This is a genomic window from Stenotrophomonas sp. YJH_SMC_69, from assembly GCF_059370495.1.
The window spans coordinates 122,781-148,295 of the sequence record NZ_JCAFTS010000005.1 but is presented as its reverse complement, the minus strand read 5'-3'; the positions used below and the strand labels follow the sequence as shown (position 1 = coordinate 148,295).

Genomic DNA, 25,515 nt, shown 5'->3' with positions numbered 1-25,515 from the left:
GAACAAAACAAGTGTCTATGAATAAGATTGATGCAGAAAATGCCATTGTCGACGATCTAGAGGCGTGGTCGCTGGAGTTCCTGGCAAGCGCTGGACTAGCCATGGGGCTTCTTGTCATCTTAAAACTTGGTGGGTCGTTCCAGTTTCCATTTGAAAGCAAGCTGGTGGAGGACGCGATCGAAGGGATATCTTCCAGAGCCCTCGTAGCTGTCTCTGGCGGGTTAGCAGTAATGGGGTGCCTGGCGAGAGTGCTGTTTGGCATCTGCCCGCCACTGGGTAGTTTCCTTGGTAGGTGGTTAGATCAGTTCCTATCGTCCGTGACTCAGTTTGGGGCTGCTTGCTTCGGTGTATCTGTCGGATTGTTGTTGCTGTCTTGGTTCAACGTGGATCACATTGTTGACGCAGCGGTCATGCTGATGATCAGCACTTGGCTATTGATCGTTCGAGCGCTAATGAAGAGTCTGTATTCCAACGGATACGAGTTCTCACCTGTGGTCCAGTTCGCTCTGACTATTGGGAGCGGAATTGCACTGATCACAATGTTCATATGGGTCCTATCAGGTTAAGCGAGGTTCGCCCTCAAGAACGTCGCAGGTTGTTCATCGAAGCCCCGCCAAGTGCGGGGCTTCTTCGTTTCCGGAGCTACCATGTCTCTCTACACCCTTACCGTCGATCTGCTGCTGAAATCGGGCTCGTTCGAGCGCGACAGCGGGAAAGCCGCGCGCATCGTGCAGCGCGACATGGCTACGATTCAATCGTCTATGTCAGACGCCGCGCGCCGCGGCGCCGATGAGGTCGCGGCCGGATTTCGTCGGGTAGCGACTGAGGCGGTGGGTCTTACATCAGCCTTGGTGGCCGTAAAAGCCGCAGTTGGCAAGGCCGACGAATGGACGAACCTCAACAACAGGCTGCGGCTGGTCACGCAGGGCCAAGCGCAGTTCGCTGCAGCGCAGGCTGACGTGATCCGGATTGCCGGCGCAGCGCGACAGCCTCTGGGTGCGACCGCGGAGTTGTACCAGCGAATCGCGATGAACCAGGAGGCCCTCGATCTGTCTGGGAGAGACTTGGCACGCATTGTCGAGACCATCAGCAAAACGATGGTGATCAGTGGCACGTCTGCGGCGGGTGCCGATGCCGCCCTCGTGCAGCTGGGTCAGGCGTTTGCCTCCGGCACCCTTCGAGGTGAAGAGCTGAACTCGGTACTCGAGCAGGCGCCAGCCCTGGCCCAGGCCATCGCCAAGGGCCTGAACGTACCGATCGGGAAACTGCGTGAACTGGGCGCCGCGGGCAAGTTGTCGTCACAGCAAGTGATTAACGCGCTGCAGAGCCAGGCTGGCGCCGTGGACGAGGCGTTCGGCAAGATGGATTCCACCGTTGGGCAGGCAATGACACTGTTCAACAACAACCTGCAGGTCATGATTGGCCGTGCCGACGAGGCAACCGGCGCATCCAAGGCGCTTGCAGCCGGCATCGGTGCCCTCGGCAGCAATCTGGAAATGGTAGCTGTCGCCGGAGCGGCAGTCGCATCTGGACCGCTGCTGAAAGCCGTCCTGGCGCGGGTCGCTGCGGCCAACGCTGGTATGGCGGCAGACCGGGCCGCAGCGGCTCAGAACTTGGCCGCTGCGCAGCAGCTCGAGCTGCGGACCCGTGCCGCAATGCTCGATGCGGAGGCGGAAGTGCGCCGCACGGCTGCGATCGGCGGTAGCGTTTCGGTGAGCAGCAAAGCTGCTGCAGCGACCCTTGAGCATCGACAGGCCACGCTGCTGCTGGCTCAGGCCCAAACGCAGGCTGCAGCGGCCAACGCCGGTTGGCTTGCGCGTGCTGGATCAGCGACGCTTGCCATGCTGGGAGGTCCGGCGGGCATTGTGACCATGCTGGCCACTGCCGCTGTGGGCTGGTTGATCTTCCGCGACAACACGAAGATTGCGTCGGCTGCGCTGATCGATTTTGGTGGTGCGGCTGACACTGCCATCGAGAAGTTCAAGACCCTCAACGCCCAGATGCAGGCCGGCGAGATCCTTCGACTGCAGAAGGAGATCGACGAGAACTATCGGACCATCACCCTTTCGATCACGGAGATGGTCGCTGCGGCGACGAACTTCTCCACCGCGAGCCAGGCTTCAGAGTTCATCCAGGAAACGCAGCGGCTGGATGCCGCCTTTAAGGCCGGCAAGATTGGCGCCGATGAGTTCTCCAATGGTCTGGAGGCGGCATGGCGAGCAATGATCGCTGGCTCGCCAGCTGCTGCCACCGTGGCCAAGAGCCTCACGGAAGAGACCGCTGCCGCGGCGACTGCTGGCAGGGAGGTCGATCGTAAGCGTGCGATCCTCGACGCCTTCACGGGCAGCAGTAGCCAGGCGAAGAACGCAACCGACGCCCTGTCGGGTTCATTCAACGTTCTGGGCGACTCGGCAGGCGCCGCGGGCAAGCGCATCGCGTCGGCAATGCAGTCGCTGCCGGGCCAGCTCGCCCGCGTCGGCAAGAGCGCGGCCGAAGTCGCAAAGCTCGACGTAAACGACTGGTTCAAGGAGGCCCAGGCCAGCGGCGTCGACTTTTCCAAGCGCGACGACCCGATGGTCAAGCAGTACATCGAGCAGGGCGCACAGTACATCCGGCTCCAGACCGAGCTGGCTGCCGCGCAGAAGAACTTCACGGAGTCGCGCAAGGCTTCCGCGGCCGCTGAGCGTGCTGGCGCCAAGGATCGCAAGGCGGACGCGGAGGCGATCAAGCGCTACAACGAGCAGGCGGCAATGGCGGCTGCGACGATGGCCGGCCCACTGGCCGAGGCCACCGAGCACCAGAAGCAGCTCGAGGACAAGCTGAAGGAAGCGCTGAAGGAGGGGCGCATCGAGCGGGCCGCGTACAACACGCTGGTCCTAGAGTCGCAGAAGGCGTTGGAACAGTCCAGCGCGGAGATCAAGAAGGCCCTCGCCAGCCCCGAGGCGCTTCTTGCGACGATGGATGCCGAGGTCGCCGTGCTCGGCAAGGTCGGCCGTGCACGCGAGCTGTCGCGGCGCGAAATGATGAACGAGCGGGACATGCGGCAGGAGCTGCAGAAGGCGGTGGAGGCCGCCGGCGGCAAGGAGGCCCTGGCGTTGTCCAAGGGGGCAGCGAGCTACGCGCAGTACGAGCAGTCCATGCTGGATGCCGCCCGAGCATCGGCCGATCTATCCCTGCGCGTGGAGGAGGCTGCTGCCAACGTTGAGGCGTGGGCCGGCGTGGTCGTCAACGGTGTGGGCGATGCCGCCGACGCCATGGCTGACTTCGTTGCGGGCGGCATGCGGGACTTCGACAACCTGTGGGACGACCTGAAGGATGCCGCCAAGCGCGGGCTGCGTGACCTGGCTCGCGAGTTCCTGCAGCAGAAGATCGTGATTCCGATCCAGACGCAGATCCTCAACGGGATGAATGGCCAGGGCGGTGGCCTGAGCCTTCAGAGCATCATGGGGCTGTTCGGCGGCAATGGCGCCGCCGGCGGCGGCCAGAACTTGGGGACCATCGCTGGGCTGCTGTCCAAGGGCCAGGGACTGTTCAGTGCGGGCGCAAGTGCGGCGAGCAGCGGTGCCAGCGCCGGCAGTCTGCTGGGCTTAGGTAATAACGTTGCCGCCCTCACCGGTGGCGGCGCGGCCGCAGCGAGTGGTTCTTCGGCCGCTGCTGGTGCCGGTGCGGCCGGGTCCGCTGCTGCAGCGGTCCCGATCATCGGCTGGATCGTGGCCGGCATGATGAAGAACGCCGAGCTGTTCGATCAGGGCTGGAACATCGCCAACGGGGAGAGCTGGGCCGGCAAGATTGCCACCGCCGGCGCGGTGGGCCTTGCCGACAAGACGTTCCGCGGGCTGGGATTCAACGACAAGGTCGCATCGATCCTGTCCGGGTCGAGCATCCACGCCAAGCTGTTCGGCCGCGGCGCGCCGAAGATCACCGGCCAGGGCCTGACCGGCTCATATGGGTTCGGTGGCTTCGACGGCCAGACCTACGCCGATATCAAGCAGAAGGGCGGCTTCTTCCGGTCCGACAAGAGGTGGACGCAGTACGGGGCAGTGGATCCCGGTATCGATCGCACGTTCGATATGGCGGCTCGCCAGGTGCGCGGCGCCGCCACTGACCTTGCAAAGCAGCTGGGTGTAGATCTCTCCGGGCAACTGGCCGGGGTGAAGGTATCGCTGGGCAAGATGCAATTGTCTGCGGATTCGGCTGAGGCCAAGGCGCAGCTGGAGGCGTACCTTGCCGACATGACGGACCGCCTGTTCACCGAGGCGGTGAAGGCTGCAGGCTTCGGAGGCCAGCTGGATGGCTACTTCGAGGCGTCGGATGTGTTCAACGCGCTGAGTGCGTCGATTGCACTGGCGGTGGGCAATGCTGACGAGCTGGGCCGCGCCCTCAACGGGATGGAGGTCGACAAGGTCAACAAGGCGGTGGATTACTTCCAGGATCTGGCCAGCGTCGCCGGCACGGACCTGGCCACCCAGGTCGAGAAGGTGACCGGGTTGCTCGGGAACTACGCCTCGCTGATGGCGGACGTTTCCACGCAGCTCATGACCGGCGACCTGTCCAGCTACCAGCAGCAGGCCCTGAGCATCGAGCGGACCTACCGGCAGCAGGTGAAGTCGGCCAACGACTACGCCAAGGCCCTGGGCTTGTCCGGTGCACGTGCCGAGGATCTGGCCAAGATCGAAGCGCTGCGCGCGATGAACATGGGCAAGCTGCAGGCGCAGATCGACAAGGACAAGAAGGCCATGCAGTACGGCCTGTCGATCAGCGACCTGTCTCCGCTGACGGACCAGGAGAAGCTGGGCGAGGCGATGAAGGAGCTGCAGCGGGCGGTGGCCGGTGGGGACACCAGCGCCGCGCAGTCTGCGGCCCAGGCGGCCCTAGGCTTCGGTCGGAACCTCTACGCCAGTGGCAAGGACTACAACGGGCTGTACGACCAGGTGACCGGGCTCATCGACGGCATGAAGGTGGGCAACCTCGACAAGGATGACGGCACCAGCATGGGCCAACTGGCCGACGCTATCGAGGCCCTGCCGGACAACTTCAGCCGTGCGGTGTTCGACCTGGTGGTGGGCAACAAGGCGCAGGCGGAGACGACTGCAGCAGTACGGGAAACCAATGCACTTCTGACCGATGCCCGCTCGCTGCTGCAGGACCTGGTCTCCGTGACGACGCAAGGGGTGCGCACCAGCACCAGCTCGGCCATTCGCGCGGCTCTCAACGCAAGGTAAGTCACATGCAAGAAAGGAAAATAACCCTGATCGAGATCGGGGCAGGGCCGCTGCCATCGGTGACCCCTGTTCCGCTGCGGGAATCCTCTTGGTTCCCGATCGCGTACGTGTCCCCGGACGTGCCACCGGTGGAGGGTGTGGTGCCCAATCCGGTCGCTGATGGTGTGCTCATCGAGTGGGACGCCGTAGACCAGGAGGGCGTGATCTACATCATTGAGCGCGGACCAACAGCGCAGGGGCCGTGGACGGAGATCGCCCGGGTGGTTGAAACCCGCTATCTCTACAGCGATGGCAGTGGGCAGGAATGGTGGTTCAAGATCACCGCCAGCGTGCGCGGCAAGGCGGGGGAGGGGTCGATCATTCCGGTGAAGCCACCGCCGACGGCGCAGGAGATCATCGACCTGATCGAGGAGCAGAACCGGCTTGGTCAAGAGATGGCAGCGGGGTTTGCCGAGCAGGCACAGCAGATCGCCAATCTGGACGCTGCCTTGAATGCGGCTGTCTATGACCCTGAGATGGCATACAACCCGGGGGCGGTCGTTAAGTGGGAAGGCGGGCTGTACTACGCACTCGTGGAAACGAAAGGGAATTTGCCATCGGATGCGGCGTTCTGGAAGAAGATCGGCGACTACAGCTCCTTGGCGGAGGCGGTAGGGGCTCAAGGCTTGCAGCTGACAAATCACAGCGTTCGCATCGAGCAGACGGAGAATGGCCTGGCGGTCACCTCCGAGCGCGTTGATGGCGTGGCAACGGCGCTGGAACAAAAGGCAGACGCGGCTGCATTGAACGCCCTATCGAGCCGGGTGAGCGAGAGTGAGGATGGAATCCGAGCCAACGCCGAGGCAATCTCCGCAGCCAACGCGGCGATTGCAGGAAAGGCGGACACGTCCGCAGTGACGGCACTGTCCACCACGGTGCAACAGCAGGGCGAGAGCATCGCGGCGAACGCATCGGCGCTGACCAGCGTACGGTCTGAGCTGGGCGGCAGCGGAAACCTTGCATTCAACACTGGATTTGAGTGGGATGCGGGTGGATGGGACTGGATCTGGAATCCGGCCGGCTTCCAGGTGATGCGCAGGGATTGGTGGTCTGCGGACTGGTTCCCTGTCGGGGGGCATACGATTGGCTCAGCCGCCAACGGTGGGGCCGCGAGCTACAACATCCTGCGCAACGGAGCCAACGTGTCCTGCAAGCCTGGGGAGAGGTTCTGCGCCTCGACCAAGTTCCTGGCACATCGATGCGATATCGCCTTCGGCATGATTTTCTACGATGCCGATGGCATTCAGATCGGGGAGCCGCAGGCGGCAGCGTCCGCACGCAATCCGCAGGGTGGTTCGGTGTACGCCAACTATGCCACCTCTACGCGATTCGCCACTGCGCCTGCCGGTGCCGCATCTGTGCGCCCTGTGCTGTTCGTTTGGACCACGATCGAAACCAGCTGCAACTTCTGGCTGCTTGAGCCGCTCTTTGCTCGCGTGACGGCGCAGCAGACGGTGCCGCCTCCCTACCAGCTCGGCGTTCGCGGCATGGACTACAAATATGCTTCGGTCACCCAAGCGATTGAGGCACGAACGACGATCAATGAGAACGGGATCGCCGAGTACCGAGCCAGCTGGACCATGTCGCTTGACGCCAATGGTCGGGTGGCCGGTATACGTTCGGTGAACAACGGCACGACGAGCACGATTGATTTTCTGTTCGACAAGGTGCGATTCGTGTCCCCTGGCAACGGCCGGCGGATGGAATACAGCGATGGGCACTTCACCGGATACGACGAGAACAACAAGCGGCGCATCCGTCTTGGAACATGGAGCAGCTGATGCCTACGGGACTGCAATGCTGGGACGAGTTCGGCAACATCACCGTTGACCTGACTAGCCGGATGACCCGGCTTCTTGGGGTTGTGAATCAGAGCGCCGGTGGATCGCTTCAAGAGCCTGCGCTCTCGCAGGGAATCCCATTCGTGCTACCGATCCTTGACCAGAACGGCCTCATGTATCCGGTCGATATCACGGTGCCAACTATCAGCGGTACAAGCGTTAGTTGGACCACACCTGCGAACTTCTACTTTGGGACGTACTGATGCCTGCCGGCTTCCAGTTCATCAACAACAATGACAACGTCATCATCGACGAAAATTTCTTCAACTACGCCTTCATTTTGAAGCACACGCTGACCTTCCAGAATGCCGCCGGGCCGGTGACGGGAGGTTTCGGAAACCAAGCCTTCCTGACCGTTTCCGGCGAAAGACCTTTGGTAGCCGCTCGCTGCAGCAAGCCATTCACCGTGAGTCGTGCTCGCCAGGTGAGCGGGGGTTGGGAGTTCGGCTGGATCAGCGTGCATGGAGGCGGTGCTGCAGTCGGCGACACGATGGAGGTATTCGTGTTTGACCGACCTCCCGTCCGGTCCGGCCCGGGCTTCGGATTGCAGGTGTTCGACGCCCAGGAACGCGTTGTGTTCGACTCGCAGAACCGGTACATGCGCGTAGTGGATGCTCGCACCCTGGTGGGCTCTACGCCGTCCGCAGACGTGAACTTAGGTCCAGGCACCTACGCGCAGATCATCACCGTGCCGGGATTTCGCTGGACTGGCGTGCAAGCCTCGCCGAGCGCGGATTGGCAGTGGGCTTGCTTCGCAGGCTTGCTTACATCAAACGGAAACGGCTACACGGTCGCCCAAGGGACGACTGGGGAGGGGACATATGCATTCTTTGGCAATCCGGCGCCGCGGGCGATTAGCAGCCAGATGCACATCATGACCGTAAACGTGGCGGGGTACTGACATGGAGACCAACATGGCGTTGATAAGCGAGAGCGCGGCCTTCGGAACTCGGGTGGAAGCAATTGCGCCGCGCATAGGCATCGACTGGAACCCGTACACCAACGATGGCCCGGTAACATTTCACTTCGAGAAGCTGACCACACAGCCAGACGGTACGGTGTTGGAGCGCACCTTTCTGGGCGTTCTTCCCGCAAAGATCAGTGACCTGTTAGCAAAGGCCTACGTCATAACCAACCCGCTGACCGGTGAAGAAAGCACTGAACCTGGGTGGAAGCTCATGGCGATGATTAAGGCAGCGACCGATGCCGTCTATCTTGCGAGCCTGCAGCCACCAGCAGGCGTTATCTCGCCGCCTACGGCAGAGCCATAGATGGCCGGCTAAGGCATCGTCTTGGTCACGTTGGACTCGGCTGTTAGATCGCGGGGACGAGTCGGTGCCGCAAGGAGCCGCGCTCATCATCGTGGGCCTGGCCGCAGTGCCGCTGGGGTTCGGTTGACCTGGCTAAGCAACCTGTTGCAGCAGATCCTCGCGGTTGTTCCGCGGCGTGTTGACGGAGCGGCTGACGCGGTAGGCTTCCATTGCTGGCGGCTCGCTGGCCAGCAGCATGGCCATGGCGTCGTCGGGGCTGGCGGACATCCACTCATCGATCTGCCCGGCCTGTAGCCACACCGGCATGCGGTCGTGGATGTCGGCCGACACGCCGCTGCTGTCGCCGGTGATGATGGTGAAGGTGCCCAGGTTGCCGTCGGGGAGCAGCGGGCTGGTGTCCTCCCACAGGCCAGCGGCCAGCAGCGGCCCGGTGGCGTGGATGAACCAAGGATCCTTCTTCTCGTCGATCGGGCTCACCGACCACTCGTAGTAGCCGGCCATGGGGATGACGCAGCGGCGCTTCTTGAACGCCGACCGGAAGGCCGGTTTGGTGGCCACCGTCTCCATCCGGGCGTTGATGGTCGAGCCCTGCAGGCCTTTGGCCTTGGCCCAAAACGGCAGCAGACCCCACGCCAGCCGGGTCACCTGACGGCCTTCGCCCCGGTCCAGGATCACCGATGCGCGCTGTGTCGGCGCGAGGTTGTAGCTGGGCTGGATCTCGGCCAGGCCGGAGGCAAGGTCAGCCAGCCCCGGCTGGCCGAAGTCGACAACGGGGAGCTGGACGAATCGGCCGCACATGGTCGGAGGGTAGCCCTGCCGGCTGTGGCCGGCGTGTGTAGGGACAGCGCGGCTGGTGTGGCGAAGTCACCCAAGCGAGCCAGCCAGCGGCGCCTGGGTTTGCGGCATGAGCTGTCTAGGAACTTTCGTCAAAGCCAGATCGTCCCTTCTGCCGTAAATCTGCCATCCTGAGGTGCAGGGATACTCCTGCGACAGGGGGAACTTCCGGTGGCGCTTCAATCTATCGCCTACGCCAGCGAGGCGAGCAGTGGTGTAACTGCGGAGCAAGTCGAAAGGCTGAAGCGTGATGCGGCACGATTCAATGTCGAGGCTGGGGTGACGGGTGTCCTTCTTTTCGATGGCCAGCGCTTCTTGCAGTACTTTGAAGGCCCTGAAGATGGAGTAGAGGCCGTCTACGGTCGAATTCTCGCGGCAACCAGTCATAGAGAGATTGTTGAGCTTGGGCGTGGTCGTGCGTCCATTCGGCGATTCCCTTATTGGGCAATGCGACTTGTCCCTGTTGTGTCTGATGACCTCAGGGATCTCATACGTCAGGACTGGGACGGGCTGCGCCGTTACGAGGCGAATGCAGGTGCCATCGGAAGCGCTATGGTCCAGCTTGCGGACATCGTCACTCCGCAGGTAGACGGCTGATGCCCCTGCGCGCAGGGCTGTAATCTGATGGGGCAGCGGCCGTTCTCCGGATGGCGCCGGTGTCGCCAGATGGGTAAGCTGACCGTGCCGGATCCGGGGCCAATGGCCGCTCAACCCGTGGGGGCGCGTGAGCTGCGCCGCGCCGGGACTAGCCAAGTGACGATTAGGGGTGAGCGTCGCCGATTTGCTCGGTGAGAAGTCTCAGTGACTGCTCGAAGGCGGCAGCGAAGAGCTCTCCTCCGTCGCCTCTATGCTTCGCGGCGATGCCTGGCAGCAGCTGCGTCCACGTTTCGGTCAATTGCTCCGGCGCGGGGTGGGTCAGTACAGACACCCGCAGCGCGTACTCCATTGCCTTGAGATACCCGCGATGGACCTCAATCGCAACTTCGCAGGAGTGGACTCGGTCTAGCAGTTCGGAGATGCCATCGGTCATTTTGGGTCCTCGATATCGAGTGGTTCGTCGGGCTTGCGGTCCAAGAGCGCTAGGAGCTTTTCGCGACGGCGCTGCTCGAGCCAGTGATGCCAGATCTCCATTTCGTCCATCAATCCTGTAGCTCCGCAAGCTGGGCACTTCAGGGTCGTGCCCCTGATGTCCGTATGGAATCCAGCATCGTGGGCCAGTGATGACCTAAGCCCACAGTTCTTGCAGGTTGAGCGCACCTGCTCCAGTTGGATGATTGCGCCATTTAGCGCAAGCAGGGGCAGGATCGAGTGGATCCTGAAGGCATTGGGAGGGTGCATGGCCGTGCCGTTTAGGGGCTGGACACGGGAGCAAAGGATTCTGCACCAGAGAAGAGCCGCGACACAGAAGTGTCTACTACATGATGTGAACCTCGCATCACACCAAGCTCAAGTGGACTCTCGCGCTTACTTCCCTGAGCCTCGGGGCTGGTGGACTCGAAGCGCTCACGCTGCCATATTTCGCAGAACTTCCGGCTGCTTTCTAAATGAGCATCCTCAACGTTCTGCTCACTCGTGACCACCTGGTCGTCGCGGTAGACACTCTGGCAGTGGATTCCCGGACAGGGGCGCATTCTGCGGGGGCGAAGCTACTGCTGATCCCTCAGCACAACCTGGTGCTTGCCACTCGCGGTTCCACCCAGTTCTTCCTTCGCATCTATGAGCTGGCGCTGCAGGCGAGCTTCCGCGCAGATTTCACAATGGAGCAGCTGTCCGTCGAGCTGGGGTTGGTCGTGGACGAGCTATGGCCGAACTATGAGAAAGCAGCAGTCGAGGCCGGCCTGCCGATCGAGCAGCTCGGGACCGAGCTGGTGCTGGGTGGTTGGTCGCCGAAGAACGGCCGGATGATGGCCACGGGGTACGCCAAGAGCGACAGTCAACGCTCCTGCTTGGTGCAGGCTATTGCGGGCCAGCTGGCGTCACCCGGGGAGCCGCTCCGGGCATTGACGCCGAGCATGGGCCAAGCCGATCTGATGGCCCACGCGCGCCTGCAGGCCAGTTACCTCAATGAGCAGATGGGCCGGCAGGTGGCGGGAGGCCGGCTGTTAGCCGGCTTCCTGAAAGCGGGGCAAGCCGTGATCAAAGATCTAGGTGAGCTTTAGATCTTCGGGCGTTAGCCCGGCCAAGGCGAGGATCCTGTCCTGCCTCATCTGCTCGGCCCAGAGAGTCCACGCTTGGTCTAAGGTCAAAATCCCTGTCACCCGGCATGCCGGACACGTGAGTTCTACCCCTCCTTCCACCTCGGCAAGGCCATACCCTCGGGACATACGGGACTCGTCGCCGCATGAACTGCACTTGGCGTGCAGAGTTTCGACTTGCTCGATCGTTCCGTTGAGGCGCAGCAGCGGGCGGATCCGAAGGATCCGAAAAGCTGTCAAGGGTGTCATGTGCCGTGCCTGCAGGGGGCTAGACACGGGAGCGAAGGATTTCGCGCCTGAGAGGAGCCAGATGCTTCAACCATACAGCATGAATCGTTAAGAACTTCGTGTTGGACGAATTCTCTTCGACGGACGCTTGGCCGGCAGCAGCTCAGCCCGGAGCGCATTAGCTGCCCCACGCCAGTAGCCAACCCGAACGATTCAGACATGTGCCTGCGGCTTCGCAGGATCTGCGACCGCCTGCTGGCCGCGTTCCTGCAAAAACAGCCAGCCGTCGTGAAGGATCTTGGGTCGCTGTAAAGCAGTGTCCCCGCTCGCGCGGGGACGTGTGAAGCACAGGTTCGAGCTACTGGCAGACGTATTCTTGGGAACTTTCGTAGAACCTGTCGTAGAAGTCGTCGGGCATGTGACCGGAGCCGAAGTAGACGAGTTCTCTGCGGTAGAGGTGGCTTACGCCATAGATCCCAGGCGAGCTACAGGTCGCTGGCATTGGGCCTTGGTAGGTCTGACCGCCGAAGGTATGGTGATTCTCTTCGCAGGAGTAGCCGCCACCAACGCCTTGGGGATCCGGTCTGCATGTGCCGCCGGAGCCCTTCATCTCCTGAAAACCGGTGTATGGGTCGGTTGGGCACGAGCCGAACCCTTCCGAACCCCAGTCGCCGTACAGGTAGACGCCGCTCGGCCCATCCACGCCGCCCTGGCAGAAGTTGGTATAGGCCACTGGGTAAGGCTGAATAGTTTCCGAATCCACCCAGAGTACGCGGCCCGTCGGCACCCATTGGCCGGCGAAGGCGCTCTGGGCAAAGCCGGCTGACAACAGAGCAAGTGACATGCCCAGCATCAGGCGGCGAGGGGTCGAGCGGGCAGTCCTGCAATCGCTTTGCATTGAGTTCACTTCCATCTCTCCATGAGTAGGGTAGTGCTGCACTGCCCGGGCACGGTCGCAACCCCTCGCCTGAGGTGCAATCGGAAAACCGGCCAGTTCGGTGTAGTTAAAGCCCCACCGAGGCGAGGGATGTGACAGGGATCCGAATGTGACCGGTTCAGACATGTGCCCGCCTGCTTCGCAGGATCTGCGACGGCCAGCCGTATTCTTCCGGCCATGCATTCCTCCCAAGGCTTCCTCAGCACCCCGATCCCCTCTGGCTGGGTCCAGACCGGTGAGCGCTGGGCGCTTTGGTGCAACGGCCGTGAGACGGCCAGCGTCATGCCCGATGGCGGTCCCGGGGTCCGGCTATGGATGGAAGGCCAGAAGATGTGGCAGGTGAAGGAAGTGCGCGCGGCCAACGTCCGGCAGGCGAAGCGGTACGCCGAGCGCTGGTGCGCGGCCAGGCTCTATCCCGATCTGCCCCTGCGCCAGGCGGTTGCCCGGCTGACCGACAGCACCCCGATCCAGCCGCCCCCACCACTGCCGGGCCTGCCGCCAACCCGAGAGCAGCAGCAACAGGCCCGGCGCCTGGCGGACGCCGGGACTGTGGAACTGGCGCGAATCAAGGAAGCGCTGGAGCCGCGCCGACCGCCGAAGGAGACCAAGCCCAGGGCGAGGGATCCCATGAAGGCGTGGGTCAGGGTTGGGCAGGCGCAGCTCCGCCGTGGCTACTGACCGGTGGCCGGGTTCCGACTGCTCAGCAGCAGGCCGACGCTGGCAATGAGACATGCGGCTAGGGCTGCGCTGGACAGAGGGAGATGGAATTCCTCACGCCCAGCCATGGCAAATGCGACGTGGATTGCCGCCGTGCCAGCACCCACTAACCCGCATAGGCGGGCATACGCTCGCGCGGACGGCTTGACCAGCGCGACCTGGCGATACCCATGCAGCAGGGCGCCAACAGCGGCCAGGTTGAAGATGAGAAACCCTTGGATGCCCCCAGGGACGCGGAACATGTCCCATTCGTGCCAGAACGCGGCGTCAATCTGGTGCAGGATCAAGGCCAGAAGTGTTGCCAGATACCACCGTTCCATGGGGCTTTCCGTCCAAAGCTGCGCGAAGTCTAACAGCCGGGTTCGGTTGTGCAGAGCAGGGAGACGCAGATGGCAAGGAAGGGCCGGTGCCTGGCCGGCCGCCGGCCGAAACCCAGCCTAGGGCGAAGGACTCGATGAAGGTCTGGTTAAGGGCGGGACGCCCCATGCCATGCGCGCGAATTGGCACACGCTTGGCACATTTGGGCCGTGAGCCCTTGCTACGCATGGACGGGTCGCCCCCCTCCTAAGGGGAAGGTCGCCCGTTCGAATCGGGCCGGGGTCACCAGAATCAATGGAACAGGGCGAGCGGCGTCGTCGGGCTTGAATGGGTCTACTTCGGACGGACCGGGATGATGGGTTTCACCGTGACAACCCCGCTGCCACCTCCTCCGCAGCTTCCATAGCAGCCTCCGCCAGGGTTAAATCCGCCGGTTCCACCAGCACCTCCGCCGCTGCCACCGCCGGCACCTCCACCGCCACGGCTGGGCGGCTGCTGAGTTCCCGGCAGGGGCTGGACGCAAGGGCTTCCAGTGAGGCAAGTAACAGCGGCTTCTTCGACGGACCCGTCACCCCAGCTCACCTTGATCCTGCTGCCGACAGGCAAAGACGCAATGCCATGCGTGATTCGGTACATGCCCGCCAAACCGACAAGGCCGGCGCGTCGCAGCTCCACCATTTCGTAGGCGGACAAATTCTGCGCAACTGCAACCTGGTTATACGGATACGAACTGGCGTTGATCGATACTGTTGCAGCAACGGCGGCAAAGGCCGTGAAAACCAGCCCAGCGATACTCCACTTCGTTCTTCCGGAGATTCGATTCACTGCGGCGTCCTTTTCAAGATGGCTTCTTCCCAACTGCTCTGTTTACTTCTCCTATTGCTCTATCAAGCGACTCTTGCTGTCCAGCAGGAACCACCCTGCTCCTGATGGCGTCTTCAAAATTCTCTGATCCGCACACGCCCGAATTGACACATAGTGAATCCATGCGGAATGAGCCGGCTCCGCAATCTGCCCCCATTCGGCAGGCGACGATGCCCCAGGCATAGTTGGCGTATGGACCCGTAGCGCTTGCATTGAAGGCACCGAGATCGGTTCCCTCTGGCGCGAGCGCTAGCAGATCTCCCAGTGCAAAAATTGCCTCCGGGTCTGCAGAATTGACCGCATCGCGTGCCAGTAGCTGATAGTCATCAGGTTTGAGGCTGGTCCACTTGCTGGAGGCCATGTAAATCCTGGCGTAAGGATCGCCGTGATCTGCCGCGCGTTCAAACCACTTTGTATAGTGCTCTTCGAGTATCACGTCGCCGCCGTCAACGACCGAGCAGGTCGCTGCGAAGCGCTTCTTGATGTCATCGTATGCGCCTTGCGTTTTCCCGCTGAGGCGCGCGTATGCGTCCAACGTCGCATACATGTTCGAATGGGAAATGCTGAAAACGGAGCAATGCTGATAAATCTGCCCCAGCTTGCGCTGTGCTGCTACGTCCCCGGCTTCTGCACGTGAACGAAGTTCAAGAAATCCGGCTGCTGCATCCTGTGTGTTGGAACTCAACTCAGGACCTGTGAGGGATGAGGCGGTATGGCTAGAGTTGGCCTGATCCTTGGAGTTTGGCTGATTGGTTTGAGAATCAGGTTTGCGCTGTTGTGTGTCCGCTTTGGTTGGGACATACCAAAAACTGACTCCCGCCAAGACGATCAGTATCAATGCAGAGAAGCTCAGGACTTTGACTCGTGGAGACATGGCGTTCCTTCATGACCGATCAGCGCGGTACGCGTGCAGGGATTGTCACGGTGCCCAATCAGGGGCTGGGCTCCGACCGCCGCGCACTTTGGCAGGTCCCATGCCTACAAAACGGGATGGGGCGACGCTCCCCCCATCAGGCCATAGGTCTAGTTCAGTATTTGTTTATGTACTGGACGCTGAGTGGAAGCCTGGACACGCCTAATCCTGGTTCAGGCCGAGCCCCACCTTCGCTGGGGTGGATCTTTGACGATAGAGGGCACTTGTTCGAATCGGGCCGGGGGCGCTATTGCATGCACCGCGCGTGATGCCCCTTCGCGCACGCTACAGAGCAACTCCAGGCCTCGCAGCACCTCCGCCACGTGCGCCTGCTCTTCGCCTCGCAACCCAAGCAGCGGCCGCGGCAGGCAGTCGTAACTGCACAGGCCCATCAGTGCCGCCGCGCATGCCATGACGCGGACGCCGCCGAAGCGGTTGTACAGCGCCCAGAGCGGCTCCGCCGGATCCCGAGGGCAGAAGGAAAAAAGGGATTGTCAGGTGTGGCGGCGGTGGACGATCGGCATTGCTTATTGCCCTGGTACAAAATTCAAGCGCTGCCGTGCAACGTGATTCGGCCGCCGGGATCGCGCACCATGGCGGCCATCCTTCCTTGCGCGCACGCCATGACTGAGTACCTTCGCCCCGTGCAGCCTCCGCACTTCGCCGCCATCGGCGCGTGGCTGGATTCGGCCAGCGCAACCCGGCGCTGGGCCGGTCCCGGCGTGGCGTATCCGCTCGTGCCGGACGCATTCGCGCACGCACTGCAACTGCAGCAGCGCCCGGGCTGGGTGCTGCTGGATGCGCATGGCCACTGCCTTGGTTTCGGCCAGTACTGGCCAACGACCTCCGGCACGCTGCACCTGGGCCGCATCATCGTTTCGCCGCGGGCACGCGGGCGTGGACTGGGACGTGTACTGATGCAGGCGCTGATGGCGCAGGCGTTGCAGTCGCCCGGGGCGGAGCGGCTGACCCTGCGTGTCTATCGTGACAACGTCGCGGCGGTGACCCTGTACCGCGACCTGGGCTTTCAGCCGATGGAAGACGCTTCGACGCCGGAACTGCTGTTCATGCAGCACCGTGCCGGCTGAGTGGTGATCACGCGCGCAGCACGGAAGCCTGTTGCGCCTGCCATTGCTCGCGGGTGATGCGGCTGATGTGTTCGGTGCGGTAGTCGCCGAGGAAGCTGTTGAACTTGTTCACTTCGGTATGGTGATGCTGGAAACCGCATTTGCTCTGTACGCTCAGGGACTGCAGGTTGTCGGCGAAGTAGCCGCACCACAGTGCGTCCAGGCGCAGGCCGAGGAAGGCGTGCCGCATCACTTCGCGCACTGCTTCGGGCACCAGGCCGCGCCCCCAGTACGGTACGCCGATCCAGTAGGCGATCTCGCCTTCGCGCTCGCCGATCTCGAAGTTGCTGTCGGCACCGATCAGGATGCCGACGCAGCCGATGGCGCGGCCATCTTCGCGGCTCTGCAGGGCATAGACCTCCGGCCGGTTGAACACGGTGCGGATGATCTCGGTACTTTCCTCGACGCTGGTGTGGGCTGGCCATCCGGCGATGGGCCCGACGCGCAGGTCGCGGGCGTATTCGTACAGGTCGGCGGCGTCGGTGTCGCGCCAGGGGCGCAGGATCAAGCGTTCGGTATGCAGCGGCATGGCCGTTCCAGGGGCAGGGAGAGAGCGCACAGGCTAGGCCGCGTCGGGCGGAGGGCACAGGGCGGGACCTTGATGGTTTCGGTACTTTTCACAACTCCCCGGCGTTGCCCGGTATGCTGTGCCCCGGAATGCAGCCAGATCGGCCAATGGACCGCATACCCCAGCTTCTGGATCAGGACGAATCGATGCGCCTGGAGGTCAGTACGCTGGCCGAAGGGCAGGGGGTTCCGCTTTCGTTCGGGCACGCGTATCTGGCGGTACTGGTGTGCGTGTCCGGGCGTGCGCGCTTCGCGCTGAACTTCCGTGAGGTGGCGGTGCAGCGGCACGACGTGCTGGTGCTGGCCGAGGACACGCTGGCGCTGCTGCGGAAGCGATCGCGTGGCTTCCTGGCGGTGGTCTGCCTGATGCCGAAGGCGCTAGCGTCGGAGGTGGCCTACGTACTGCCCAACGCGCTGTTCAAGTTCCTGCATGAGCATCCCCATTGCGTGCCGTCGCCGCTGGAGGTGCCGCTCCTGCAGGGCTGGCTGCAGCAGCTGATGGACGCGCAGCATACTGGGGGCCGCTATCGGCACGTGATGCTGCGCAATCTACTGCAGACCTTTTTCCTGAAATTCGCCACGCTGTTGCCGGCACAGAAGGGGGTCGCAGCGTCGGTCAGCCGGCGCGAGCGCCTGGCGTGGAATTTCTGGGAACTGGTCGGCCAGCGCAGTACCCGCCAGCGCGACGTGCAGTCTTATGCCGATGCGTTGTGCATCACGCCGTTCTATCTTTCACAGCTGACCCGCGAGTGCTTCGGTGAAACACCCGAGGCGTTGATCGACCGCCAGGTGGTGCTGGAGATCAAGGCGCTGCTGAGCTACAGCGAGCTGCCGATCGGGCGCATCGCCGAGCGATTGTGCTTCGAGGATGCGTCCTACCTGTGCCGCTACTTCCGGCGGCACACCGGGCAGTCGCTGACCGGCTACCGCCGTGCGGGGCAGGGCGGCGCTGGTGGGATGCGAACAGCGGTGCCGGCACTTCGGGCAGCAGATCCTCGGTAACCCCGCCGAGCACGCGTTCGACCACGCAGTCGCGGCGGTAGGGCCCCGGCACCCGCAGATCGGCTTCGCCAGGCCTGGCGAAAGGTCAATCCTGCTTCAACAGCTCGACCAGCTGGCGCAGGCGATAGGGCTTGGGCAGGAACTCCACCTGCTCAGGAAGCGGCGGCAGCTGCGAACGCGCATAGCCGGAGGACAGGATCATGCGTGCCTGCGGCTGTTCGCGGGCGACGTGCTCGCTCAGTTCGATGCCGGACATGCCGTTGGGCATGCTGACATCGCTGAACACCACGTCAAAACGCGCCTCGCCCTTGAGCAGCTCCGCCGCCTCGTGGCCATCGGCGGTGGTGGCGACCTCGATGCCGAAATCGCGCAGGGCCAGGCCGATCATCTCGCGCAGATCGTTCTGGTCCTCCACCATCAGTACGCGGATCGGTTCATCGGTCATGGGTTGCTTCCTCTGATGCGGGTAACAGCAGGCTTACCGTCGTGCCGACACCGGGCGTGGTGGACACATCGACGAAGCCGCCGCTCTGGGTAGTGAATCCGAACACCTGGCTCAGGCCCAGGCCGCTGCCCTTGCCGATGTCCTTGGTGGTGAAGAAGGGCTCGCTGGCGCGCTCGGCGATGTCGGCCGCCATGCCATGGCCTTCGTCACAGACGCTGAGGGTGACATAGCCGCGTTGCAGCGTAGTGTCCGCATCCGGGTCGAGCCGATGTTCCAGCGCGGTGCCGATCAGGATGCGCCCGCCATCGATGGTGGCCTCTACGGCATTTGCCACCAGGTTGGCCAGGGCAGCCTGCAGCTGCATCGCGTCGGTGCACACCTGCGGCAGGCCCGGCGTGAGGCAGGCGTCCAGCGTCACCGTGGGTGGGCAGGCGCGCTGCAGGCCCGGCAGCCATTGCTGTACCAGCGTGTTGATGTCCAGCGGTTCGCGGATCAGGGTCTGGCCCGTGCTGAAGGCCAGCAGCTGGCGGGTCAGCAGGGCGCCGCGGTCGGTGGCCGCCTGCGCAGCGTCCAGCAGCTCAGCGGCGCGTGCATCGTCACCGCGGACGCGTAGCGACAGCAGGTCCAGTGCGTTGCCGATGGTGGTCAGCAGGTTGTTGAACTCGTGCGACAGGCCGCGGCTGAGCCGGCCGACCGTCTCGAACTGCTGGGTGTTGCGCAGCGCACGCTGGGCATCGCGCAGCAGTCGCTGTGCCTGCCATTGCTCGGTGATGTCGCGGGTGATCTTGACGAAGCCAAGCAGTTCGCCCGCTTCAACGACCGGCTCGATGACCACGCTGGCGCGGAACGAGGAGCCATCGCGGCGTACCCGCCAGCCCTCGCTGGCAACATGGCCCTGCTGCGCCGCGAGGCGGAGCAGGCGCTGCGGTTCGCCGGCCTCGCGCTCGGTGGCCAGGTAGAAGCGACCGAAGTGCGTACCCACCACTTCATCGGCTGAATAGCCCTTGATACGCTCGGCGCCCGGGTTCCAGCTGCAGACGATGCCTTCAGGATCAAGCAGGTACAGCGCATGGTCGCGCACGCTGTCGATCAGCAATCGCAGTTGTCGGGAAGGGTCCGTCAGCACGGACGTCGTAGAGGCAGCTGCGTCCACGTGTAGATAAGTGTTACCCCTGTGAGGGACGTGAAGCTAGGCATTCAAGTGTGAAGGATGCGTGCACACCTGACACGTGCCATTTGTCCTGTGCGGCTGAATGCGACACGGAGTACCATCTTCCACCCTTTGCCTTCTGGAACCGACCTGCATGCGTCCTGGTGCGACTACGCGTGACCGCTGGATCTGGATGACCTCTGCCGTATTGCTGGCGGCGACCATCGCGCTGGAACTGGTGGTGCCGCTGGGATACGCGGTCTGGCTGGCCTATTTCCTGGCCGTGGGCGTCACGGTGTTCCAGCGCAGTGCGCGCGCGCCGTTCGTGGTCGCGATGATCGCCTGTGTCCTGCTGGTGATCGGCTTCAACGTGGCGCCCGCCAGCAACAACTCGTCGTTCTCGTTCGTCAACCGCACCATCGGTGGCTGCGCCTTCCTGATGATCGCGCTGATCGTCTCGCGCGCCATCCAGGCCCGCCGCCAGGCCATGCGCGCGCTCTGGCTGCAGGAGGCCGAGAACACGGTGGCGTCGAGCCTGCGCGGTGACCTGGGGCCGGAGCAGATCGCCGAGGCGGCTGCGACGAGCCTGGCCGGGCAGCTGGACGCGGAGGTCGGTGCGGTCTATCGGCTGGAAGGCGGACGGCTGCAGCTGACCGGTGGCATGGCGCTGCCTTCGGGCGCGCCGGCCTCGCTGGCCCTGCACGAAGGGCTGGCCGGGCAGGTCGCTCGTGATGAACGGATCCGCCACCTGCATGGCGACGATGCCGCCGTGCTTGAACTGCAGACCAGCCTGGGCCGGCTGCCGGTGCGCGAGCGCATCCTGGCGCCGCTCAGCAGCGACGGCGCCGTGGTCGGCATCATCGAACTGGGCCGCGCCCGGGTCGGTGAACAGCGTGATCTGGATCGCGAGCTGCTGGAGCGCTGTGCCGAGACCATCGGCATGGCGCTGCGCGCATCGCTGTTGCGTGCGCAACTGGTGGTGCTGCTGGAAGAGTCGCAGCGCCAGGGCGAAGAGCTGCAGGCCCAGCAGGAAGAGCTGCGTGTGGCCAACGAGGAGCTGGAAGAGCAGAGCCGCAGCCTGCTGCAGTCGCAGAGCCACCTGGAAGAACAGCAGGCCGAGCTGGAACAGAGCAACGTGCAGCTGGAAGAGCGCACCCACGAGCTGGAGGCGCAGAAGCAGGCGCTGCTGGTCGCGCAGAGCCAGCTGGTGCGCAACAGCAACGAACTGGCCGCGACATCGCGCTACAAGTCCGAGTTCCTGGCCAACATGTCGCACGAACTGCGCACGCCGCTGAACAGCTCGCTGATCCTGGCCAAGCTGCTGGCCGACAACAAGGACGGCACGCTCACCGAAGAACAGGTGAAGTACGCCCGTGCGATCCTCTCGTCCAACAACGATCTGTTGGCACTGATCAACGACATCCTCGACCTGTCGCGCATCGAGGCCGGCCATGTCGAACTGTCCGATGAAGTGGTGGTGGTCGACAGCGCGCTGCAGCGCCTGCGCGAGACCTTCGAGCCGATGGCGCGGCAGAAGGGCCTGGCCCTGCAGATCGAAGCCGATGCGCTGGCACCGAGCCAGCTGGTGGTCGACAGCCAGCGGCTGCAGCAGATCCTGAAGAACCTGCTGGCCAACGCGGTGAAGTTCACCGAGCACGGAAAGGTCAGCCTGCACGTGCGTGCGGCCGGCAATGGCCGCATCCGGTTCGAGGTCTGCGACACCGGCATCGGCATCGCCCGCGAGCAGCTGGACGTCATCTTTGAAGCCTTCCGCCAGGCCGACGGCAGCACCCGCCGTCGCTACGGCGGTACCGGCCTGGGCCTGTCGATCTCGCGCGATCTGGCCGAGCGCATGGGCGGCCGCATCCAGGTCGACAGCGAGCCCGGGCGCGGCAGCTGCTTCATCCTGGAGCTGCCATTGCAGGGCGCCCCCGCGGCGAGCGCAGCCGAGGCTGCCGAGGCCCCCGTGGCAGTGCCGGCGCCGGCGCGGACACCGGCCGTGCTGCCGCCGGCGCCGGTGCGCGCTGCCACTGCGGCGGCGCTGGCCACTGCGTCGGCCGGCGTGGCCGACGACCGCGGCCGCCGCCAGCGCGCCGGGCGCCTGATCCTGGCGGTCGAGGACGATGCCACGTTCGCCGAAGCACTGGTGGCCCTGGCCCATGAACTGGACTTCGACTGCGTGGTGGCGGGTACGGCGGAAGAAGCGCTGACACTTGCCAGTGAGCTGCGTCCAAACGGCATCCTGCTTGATATCGGCCTGCCGGACGTGTCGGGCCTGAGCGTGCTGGAGCGCCTGAAGCGCAACCCCGAAACCCGCCACATCCCGGTGCATGTGGTCTCGGCAACGGACCGCAGCCAGGTGGCGCGCGAGCTGGGCGCGATCGGCTTCGCGATCAAGCCGACCACGCGCGAGCGGCTGGTGACGGCCATCGAGCAGCTGGAACAGACCAGCCAGCGCGACGTGCGGCGCCTGCTGATCGTCGAGGACGACAGCGAGCTGCGCAGCAACCTGGAACTGCTGCTGGGCCGCGACCAGCTGCAGATCGTCGCGGTGGGCACCCTGGCCGGCGCACTGGAACAGCTCAGCACGGTCACGTTCGACTGCATGGTGATGGACCTGTCGCTGCCCGACGGCAGCGGCTACGACCTGCTTGAACACATGGCCGGCAACGATGAGGTCGGTTTCCCGCCGGTGATCGTCTATACCGGCCGCGCGCTCAGCCGCGAGGAAGAGCAGCGCCTGCGCCGCTATTCCAAGAGCATCATCATCAAGGGTGCGCGTTCGCCGGAACGCCTGCTGGATGAAGTGACCCTGTTCCTGCACAGCGTCGAGGCCAGCCTGCCGACCGACCAGCAGCGCCTGCTGCGCGAAGCGCGCCGTCGCGACACCGTGCTCGATGGCCGTACCGTGCTGCTGGCCGAAGACGATGTCCGCAACATCTTCGCGCTGTCCAGCGTGCTCGAACCGCTCGGCGTCACGCTGGAGATCGCGCGCAATGGCCAGGAAGCGGTGGATCGCCTGGCCGAGCGCGAGGTCGATCTGGTGCTGATGGACATCATGATGCCGGAGAAGGATGGGCTGGCCGCGATGCGCGAGATCCGCGCACAGCGCCACCTGCAGGACCTGCCGATCATCGCGCTGACCGCCAAGGCCATGCCGGACGACCGTGAGCGATGCCTGCAGGCCGGTGCCAACGATTACATCGCCAAGCCCATCGATGTCGACAAGCTGGTCTCGCTGTGCCGGGTCTGGTGCTCGCGGCAATGAACGAACAGGCGCTGTTCGACCTGGAACTGAAGGTGCTGCTGGAAGCGCTGTACCAGCGCTACCACTACGACTTCCGCAGCTATGCGGTATCGTCGCTGCGGCGGCGCATCCGCCAGGCCATGCAGCGCTACGAGTGCGAGCGGCTGGCCGACCTGCAGCACCGCCTGCTGCACGAGCCGGACCTGTTCGCGCAGGCGATGCAGTTCTTCACCGTGCAGGTCTCGGAGATGTTCCGTGACCCGGCCTATTTCCGTGAGCTGCGCGAGCAGGTGGTGCCGGTGCTGCGCACCTATCCCTCGGTGAAGCTGTGGGTGGCTGGCTGCAGTACGGGCGAGGAAGTGTGGTCGCTGGCGATCCTGCTGCACGAGGAAGACCTGCTCGAGCGCAGCATCGTTTACGCCACCGACATCAATCCGGCAGCGCTGGCCACCGCCGAAGCCGGCGCCTATGGCATCGACCGCATGGCCCAGTTCAGCCGCAACTACCTGGCGGCCGGCGGCACCGCTTCGCTCTCCGACTACTACGCCACGGCCTACGATGGCGCGGTGTTCAACCGCCAGCTGCGCCGCAACGTGGTGTTCGCCGACCACAGCCTGGCCACCGACACCGTGTTCTCCGAAGTGCACCTGGTGTCGTGCCGCAACGTGCTGATCTATTTCAACCGCGACCTGCAGGATCGCGCGGTGGGCCTGTTCCGTGATGCGCTGGTGCATCGCGGCTTCCTTGGCCTGGGCAGCAAGGAGTCGCTGCAGTTCGGGCGCCACCAGGGTGTGTTCGAGGTCTGCTCGCGCGAGCATCGCCTGTACCGGAAAGTCGCCTGATGAGCCTGCCGATACGACCGGCCGTGCTGGTGATCGGGGCCTCTGCGGGTGGGGTGGCAGCGCTGCAGACGGTGCTTGGCGCGCTGCCTGCGGCACTGCCGGCGCCGGTGCTGGCAGTGCTGCACCTGCCACGCGATCGCAGCAGCCGCATCGCCGAAGTGCTGGCGCCGTACTGCGCGCTGCCGGTGCGCGAGGCCGAAGACAAGCAGCCGCTGCAGCCTGGCACGGTGACCTTTGCGCCACCGGACTATCACCTGCTGGTGGAAGACGCCGGTTCGCTGGCGCTGTCGGTGGACGCCCCGGTGCTGTTTTCTCGCCCGGCCATCGATCCGCTGTTCGAGTCGGCGGCCGCGGTGTTCGGCGCGCAGGTGCTGGCCTTGCTGCTGACCGGTGCCAGCAGTGATGGCAGCGAAGGCGTGGCCGCCGTGCGCGCCGCTGGTGGCCGCGCCTGGCTGCAATGTCCCGAGGAGGCCGAGGCATCGATGATGCCGGCCTCCGCCCTGCAGCACGCTGGCGCCGATGCCGTGCTGCCCCTTGAACTGATGTGCCGTCGCCTGAAGGAGTTGTTTGCATGAACCTGTTGCCACCGGACCCTGCGCAGTCGCAGACCCCGGTCAACCTGCTGATCGTCGATGACGTGCCGCAGAACCTGGTAGCCATGCAGGCGCTGCTGCAGCGCGAGGGCGTGAACCTGCTGCTTGCGGGCTCGGGTGCGCAGGCGCTGGAGCTGCTGCTGGAGCACGAGGTGGCGCTGGCATTGCTGGATGTGCACATGCCGGAGATCGATGGTTTCACCCTGGCCGAGCTGATGCGCGGTTCGCACCGCAGCCGCGATGTGCCGATCATCTTCCTGACCGCCTCGCCGGATGACCCGGTGCGTGCCTTCAAGGGCTACGAAACCGGTGCGGTCGATTTCCTGCACAAGCCGGTCGCACCGCAGGTGATCCTGAGCAAGGTCAACGTCTTCATCGAGCTCTACCAGCAGCGCCAGCTGCTGAAGGCGCGCAACGAGGCGCTGGAACGTTCGCTCAAGCTCAACGAGACGATGGCGGCCGTGCTCACCCATGACCTGCGCACGCCGCTGTCGGCGATCCTGCTGTGTGCCGACAAGCTGGCGCTGGAGCTTCCAGAGGACAATGCCGGTGCGCAGCAGACCCTGAAGCACCTGGAAGCCAGCACCCTGCGCATGGCGCGGATGGTCGAGCAGCTGCTGGACTTTTCGCGGATCCGCAGCGGCGGCCTGCGCCTGCAGGCAAGTGCCTGCGATCTTGCGGAAGTGACGCGTGCCGTGGTGGCCGAAGCGGGCAGCGCCCACGGCCACGCACGGGTGCATCTCGACATGCAGGGCGATACCCGCCTGCAGGGTGATCTGGATCGGCTTGGCCAGGTCGCCGCGAACCTGGTCGGCAACGCGCTTACCCATGGCAGCGAGGCGAGGGTGGAGGTGGACGGCCGCGATCCGCGCAGCGTGCTGCTGCGGGTAAGCAACGCCGGGCGGATCGACGACGCGCTGCTGCCGCGATTGTTCGAGCCGTTCAAGGCCAGTTTCCACCCCAGCAATGGCCTGGGGCTGGGCCTGTACATCGTTGATCAGTTCGTCCGCGCGCACGGCGGCCACATCGGCGCGCGCAACGAGGCGGGGCAGGTGGTGTTCGAGGCGACGCTGCCACGGCGCTCTGAAAGCCCGGCAACGGCGGCCAGCTGAATCCTTCAGCAAGCGACGCGTGGATCTGAGACGGGCTCGTCCGCAACTGCT

General features: G+C 64.1%; 22 protein-coding genes and 1 tRNA gene. 15 read left to right on the top strand and 8 right to left on the bottom strand.

Features of this window, described 5'->3' with window-relative positions; genetic code table 11:
- Positions 1 to 17: 17 nt before the first annotated feature.
- From AC5P8F_RS10660 to AC5P8F_RS10640, 5 genes are all read left to right on the top strand, one after another.
- Positions 18 to 566, top strand: a complete 549-nt coding sequence (locus AC5P8F_RS10660; RefSeq protein WP_495228091.1) for a hypothetical protein — start codon at positions 18 to 20, stop codon at positions 564 to 566.
- Between the two features lie 81 nt (positions 567 to 647).
- Entirely contained in the window at positions 648 to 5,222 is a 4,575-nt protein-coding gene (locus AC5P8F_RS10655; RefSeq protein WP_495228089.1) for a tape measure protein, read from the top strand.
- A 5-nt stretch (positions 5,223 to 5,227) separates the two neighbouring features.
- The gene (locus AC5P8F_RS10650) at positions 5,228 to 7,042 is read left to right on the top strand and encodes a hypothetical protein (RefSeq protein ID WP_495228088.1); all 1,815 of its coding nucleotides are present in this window, start codon (positions 5,228 to 5,230) and stop codon (positions 7,040 to 7,042) included.
- 262 nt (positions 7,043 to 7,304) lie between these two features.
- A complete protein-coding gene (locus tag AC5P8F_RS10645; RefSeq protein ID WP_188238717.1) occupies positions 7,305 to 8,003 on the top strand; it encodes a hypothetical protein in 699 nt (232 codons plus the stop codon).
- Between the two features lie 13 nt (positions 8,004 to 8,016).
- On the top strand, positions 8,017 to 8,373 hold the full coding sequence (locus AC5P8F_RS10640) for a hypothetical protein (RefSeq protein ID WP_188238718.1): 357 nt from the start codon (positions 8,017 to 8,019) through the stop codon (positions 8,371 to 8,373).
- Positions 8,374 to 8,505: 132 nt separating this feature from the next.
- Here the strand turns inward: AC5P8F_RS10640 and AC5P8F_RS10635 are convergent, their stop codons facing one another.
- Entirely contained in the window at positions 8,506 to 9,171 is a 666-nt protein-coding gene (locus AC5P8F_RS10635) for an SOS response-associated peptidase (RefSeq protein WP_495228085.1), read from the bottom strand.
- Positions 9,172 to 9,378: 207 nt separating this feature from the next.
- On the opposite strand from AC5P8F_RS10635, the gene AC5P8F_RS10630 reads away from it, so the two are divergent.
- Positions 9,379 to 9,804 (top strand): BLUF domain-containing protein, encoded by a 426-nt coding sequence (locus AC5P8F_RS10630; RefSeq protein ID WP_440980494.1) that lies wholly within the window; start codon positions 9,379 to 9,381, stop codon positions 9,802 to 9,804.
- 163 nt (positions 9,805 to 9,967) lie between these two features.
- Here the strand turns inward: AC5P8F_RS10630 and AC5P8F_RS10625 are convergent, their stop codons facing one another.
- Positions 9,968 to 10,237 carry a hypothetical protein gene (locus AC5P8F_RS10625; RefSeq protein ID WP_495228083.1) on the bottom strand — a complete coding sequence of 90 codons (270 nt, stop codon included), beginning with the start codon at positions 10,235 to 10,237 and terminating at the stop codon, positions 9,968 to 9,970.
- A 514-nt stretch (positions 10,238 to 10,751) separates the two neighbouring features.
- Here AC5P8F_RS10625 and AC5P8F_RS10620 point away from each other — a divergent pair.
- On the top strand, positions 10,752 to 11,366 hold the full coding sequence (locus AC5P8F_RS10620; protein WP_495228081.1) for a hypothetical protein: 615 nt from the start codon (positions 10,752 to 10,754) through the stop codon (positions 11,364 to 11,366).
- Positions 11,367 to 11,988: 622 nt separating this feature from the next.
- On the opposite strand, the gene AC5P8F_RS10615 is transcribed toward AC5P8F_RS10620, so the two are convergent.
- Entirely contained in the window at positions 11,989 to 12,693 is a 705-nt protein-coding gene (locus AC5P8F_RS10615; protein WP_495228079.1) for a hypothetical protein, read from the bottom strand.
- Between the two features lie 51 nt (positions 12,694 to 12,744).
- Here AC5P8F_RS10615 and AC5P8F_RS10610 point away from each other — a divergent pair, with 51 nt between their 5' ends.
- Positions 12,745 to 13,245 carry a hypothetical protein gene (locus AC5P8F_RS10610; protein WP_329768000.1) on the top strand — a complete coding sequence of 167 codons (501 nt, stop codon included), beginning with the start codon at positions 12,745 to 12,747 and terminating at the stop codon, positions 13,243 to 13,245.
- On the opposite strand, the gene AC5P8F_RS10605 is transcribed toward AC5P8F_RS10610, so the two are convergent.
- Positions 13,239 to 13,604, bottom strand: coding sequence for a DUF6713 family protein (locus AC5P8F_RS10605; RefSeq protein ID WP_329768001.1), 366 nt, complete (start codon positions 13,602 to 13,604; stop codon positions 13,239 to 13,241). The two genes, AC5P8F_RS10610 and AC5P8F_RS10605, sit on opposite strands and share 7 nt — an antisense overlap.
- 203 nt (positions 13,605 to 13,807) lie before the next feature.
- Here AC5P8F_RS10605 and AC5P8F_RS10600 point away from each other — a divergent pair.
- Positions 13,808 to 13,890, top strand: a tRNA-Arg gene (locus tag AC5P8F_RS10600).
- Positions 13,891 to 14,440: 550 nt separating this feature from the next.
- Here AC5P8F_RS10600 and AC5P8F_RS10595 read toward each other — a convergent pair.
- A complete protein-coding gene (locus AC5P8F_RS10595) occupies positions 14,441 to 15,340 on the bottom strand; it encodes a hypothetical protein (RefSeq protein WP_197574455.1) in 900 nt (299 codons plus the stop codon).
- Positions 15,341 to 16,002: 662 nt separating this feature from the next.
- Here AC5P8F_RS10595 and AC5P8F_RS10590 point away from each other — a divergent pair.
- Complete coding sequence (locus AC5P8F_RS10590) at positions 16,003 to 16,467, top strand: GNAT family N-acetyltransferase (protein ID WP_142234639.1); 465 nt, start codon at positions 16,003 to 16,005, stop codon at positions 16,465 to 16,467.
- A gap of 7 nt (positions 16,468 to 16,474) precedes the next feature.
- Here AC5P8F_RS10590 and AC5P8F_RS10585 read toward each other — a convergent pair whose 3' ends face one another.
- On the bottom strand, positions 16,475 to 17,035 hold the full coding sequence (locus AC5P8F_RS10585) for a GNAT family N-acetyltransferase (protein WP_142234640.1): 561 nt from the start codon (positions 17,033 to 17,035) through the stop codon (positions 16,475 to 16,477).
- A 146-nt stretch (positions 17,036 to 17,181) separates the two neighbouring features.
- On the opposite strand from AC5P8F_RS10585, the gene AC5P8F_RS10580 reads away from it, so the two are divergent.
- Entirely contained in the window at positions 17,182 to 18,075 is an 894-nt protein-coding gene (locus AC5P8F_RS10580; RefSeq protein ID WP_495228076.1) for a helix-turn-helix domain-containing protein, read from the top strand.
- An 85-nt stretch (positions 18,076 to 18,160) separates the two neighbouring features.
- Here the strand turns inward: AC5P8F_RS10580 and AC5P8F_RS10575 are convergent, their stop codons facing one another.
- Both AC5P8F_RS10575 and AC5P8F_RS10570 read right to left on the bottom strand, forming a co-directional pair.
- Positions 18,161 to 18,520 carry a response regulator gene (locus AC5P8F_RS10575; protein ID WP_014646927.1) on the bottom strand — a complete coding sequence of 120 codons (360 nt, stop codon included), beginning with the start codon at positions 18,518 to 18,520 and terminating at the stop codon, positions 18,161 to 18,163.
- A complete protein-coding gene (locus AC5P8F_RS10570; protein WP_401730139.1) occupies positions 18,510 to 19,673 on the bottom strand; it encodes a two-component system sensor histidine kinase NtrB in 1,164 nt (387 codons plus the stop codon). The genes AC5P8F_RS10575 and AC5P8F_RS10570 overlap by 11 nt, the downstream gene beginning before the upstream one ends.
- Before the next feature lie 151 nt (positions 19,674 to 19,824).
- Here AC5P8F_RS10570 and AC5P8F_RS10565 point away from each other — a divergent pair, with 151 nt between their 5' ends.
- From AC5P8F_RS10565 to AC5P8F_RS10550, 4 genes are read left to right on the top strand one after another with little or no spacing between them, the layout of a single operon-like run.
- Entirely contained in the window at positions 19,825 to 22,938 is a 3,114-nt protein-coding gene (locus tag AC5P8F_RS10565; protein WP_142234642.1) for a response regulator, read from the top strand.
- Positions 22,935 to 23,759 carry a CheR family methyltransferase gene (locus AC5P8F_RS10560; RefSeq protein ID WP_049440811.1) on the top strand — a complete coding sequence of 275 codons (825 nt, stop codon included), beginning with the start codon at positions 22,935 to 22,937 and terminating at the stop codon, positions 23,757 to 23,759. Before AC5P8F_RS10565 ends, AC5P8F_RS10560 begins: the two co-directional genes overlap by 4 nt.
- Entirely contained in the window at positions 23,759 to 24,334 is a 576-nt protein-coding gene (locus AC5P8F_RS10555) for a chemotaxis protein CheB (RefSeq protein ID WP_046430340.1), read from the top strand. Before AC5P8F_RS10560 ends, AC5P8F_RS10555 begins: the two co-directional genes overlap by 1 nt.
- The gene (locus AC5P8F_RS10550) at positions 24,331 to 25,464 is read left to right on the top strand and encodes a hybrid sensor histidine kinase/response regulator (protein ID WP_032957670.1); all 1,134 of its coding nucleotides are present in this window, start codon (positions 24,331 to 24,333) and stop codon (positions 25,462 to 25,464) included. Before AC5P8F_RS10555 ends, AC5P8F_RS10550 begins: the two co-directional genes overlap by 4 nt.
- Positions 25,465 to 25,515 lie beyond the last annotated feature (51 nt).

Coding starts and splice junctions, on each gene's coding strand:
- AC5P8F_RS10615 (WP_495228079.1), bottom strand. CDS start 12,693: ATGTCTGAACCGGTCACATTCGGATCCCTGTCACATCCCTCGCCTCGG.
- AC5P8F_RS10620 (WP_495228081.1), top strand. CDS start 10,752: ATGAGCATCCTCAACGTTCTGCTCACTCGTGACCACCTGGTCGTCGCG.
- AC5P8F_RS10655 (WP_495228089.1), top strand. CDS start 648: ATGTCTCTCTACACCCTTACCGTCGATCTGCTGCTGAAATCGGGCTCG.
- AC5P8F_RS10610 (WP_329768000.1), top strand. CDS start 12,745: ATGCATTCCTCCCAAGGCTTCCTCAGCACCCCGATCCCCTCTGGCTGG.
- AC5P8F_RS10590 (WP_142234639.1), top strand. CDS start 16,003: ATGACTGAGTACCTTCGCCCCGTGCAGCCTCCGCACTTCGCCGCCATC.
- AC5P8F_RS10595 (WP_197574455.1), bottom strand. CDS start 15,340: ATGTCTCCACGAGTCAAAGTCCTGAGCTTCTCTGCATTGATACTGATC.
- AC5P8F_RS10605 (WP_329768001.1), bottom strand. CDS start 13,604: ATGGAACGGTGGTATCTGGCAACACTTCTGGCCTTGATCCTGCACCAG.
- AC5P8F_RS10625 (WP_495228083.1), bottom strand. CDS start 10,237: ATGACCGATGGCATCTCCGAACTGCTAGACCGAGTCCACTCCTGCGAA.
- AC5P8F_RS10560 (WP_049440811.1), top strand. CDS start 22,935: ATGAACGAACAGGCGCTGTTCGACCTGGAACTGAAGGTGCTGCTGGAA.
- AC5P8F_RS10575 (WP_014646927.1), bottom strand. CDS start 18,520: ATGACCGATGAACCGATCCGCGTACTGATGGTGGAGGACCAGAACGAT.
- AC5P8F_RS10660 (WP_495228091.1), top strand. CDS start 18: ATGAATAAGATTGATGCAGAAAATGCCATTGTCGACGATCTAGAGGCG.
- AC5P8F_RS10555 (WP_046430340.1), top strand. CDS start 23,759: ATGAGCCTGCCGATACGACCGGCCGTGCTGGTGATCGGGGCCTCTGCG.
- AC5P8F_RS10565 (WP_142234642.1), top strand. CDS start 19,825: ATGCGTCCTGGTGCGACTACGCGTGACCGCTGGATCTGGATGACCTCT.
- AC5P8F_RS10585 (WP_142234640.1), bottom strand. CDS start 17,035: ATGCCGCTGCATACCGAACGCTTGATCCTGCGCCCCTGGCGCGACACC.
- AC5P8F_RS10550 (WP_032957670.1), top strand. CDS start 24,331: ATGAACCTGTTGCCACCGGACCCTGCGCAGTCGCAGACCCCGGTCAAC.
- AC5P8F_RS10645 (WP_188238717.1), top strand. CDS start 7,305: ATGCCTGCCGGCTTCCAGTTCATCAACAACAATGACAACGTCATCATC.
- AC5P8F_RS10640 (WP_188238718.1), top strand. CDS start 8,017: ATGGCGTTGATAAGCGAGAGCGCGGCCTTCGGAACTCGGGTGGAAGCA.
- AC5P8F_RS10635 (WP_495228085.1), bottom strand. CDS start 9,171: ATGTGCGGCCGATTCGTCCAGCTCCCCGTTGTCGACTTCGGCCAGCCG.
- AC5P8F_RS10650 (WP_495228088.1), top strand. CDS start 5,228: ATGCAAGAAAGGAAAATAACCCTGATCGAGATCGGGGCAGGGCCGCTG.
- AC5P8F_RS10580 (WP_495228076.1), top strand. CDS start 17,182: ATGGACCGCATACCCCAGCTTCTGGATCAGGACGAATCGATGCGCCTG.